The organism is Citrobacter sp. Cs237 (assembly GCF_030332325.1).
Taxonomy (GTDB): Bacteria; Pseudomonadota; Gammaproteobacteria; order Enterobacterales; family Enterobacteriaceae; genus Citrobacter_A; species Citrobacter_A sedlakii.
Genome location: NZ_JAOWIB010000053.1, coordinates 1 through 264, shown reverse-complemented (window position 1 = coordinate 264; position 264 = coordinate 1). Strand labels below are relative to the sequence as shown.

Below are 264 nucleotides of genomic sequence, written 5' to 3'. Positions count from 1 at the left end.
TGGATCACCTCCTTACCTTAAAGAACCTGCCTTTGTAGTGTCCACACAGATTGTCTGATAGATGTAGAGAAGCAAGGCGTTTACGCGTTGGGAGTGAGGCTGAATGAAATAAGGCCGCTCGCTTTCTATTAATGAAAGCTCACCCTACACGAAAATATCACGCAGCGCGTGATAAGCAATTTTCGTGTCCCCTTCGTCTAGAGGCCCAGGACACCGCCCTTTCACGGCGGTAACAGGGGTTCGAATCCCCTAGGGGACGCCACT

At 50.8% G+C, this 264-nt stretch carries 1 tRNA gene; it reads left to right on the top strand.

Annotated features, from left to right (window positions below):
- Nucleotides 1-186: 186 nt before the first annotated feature.
- Nucleotides 187-262 (top strand) — tRNA-Glu (locus tag OGY07_RS01855).
- The last annotated feature ends 2 nt before the right edge of the window (nt 263-264 follow it).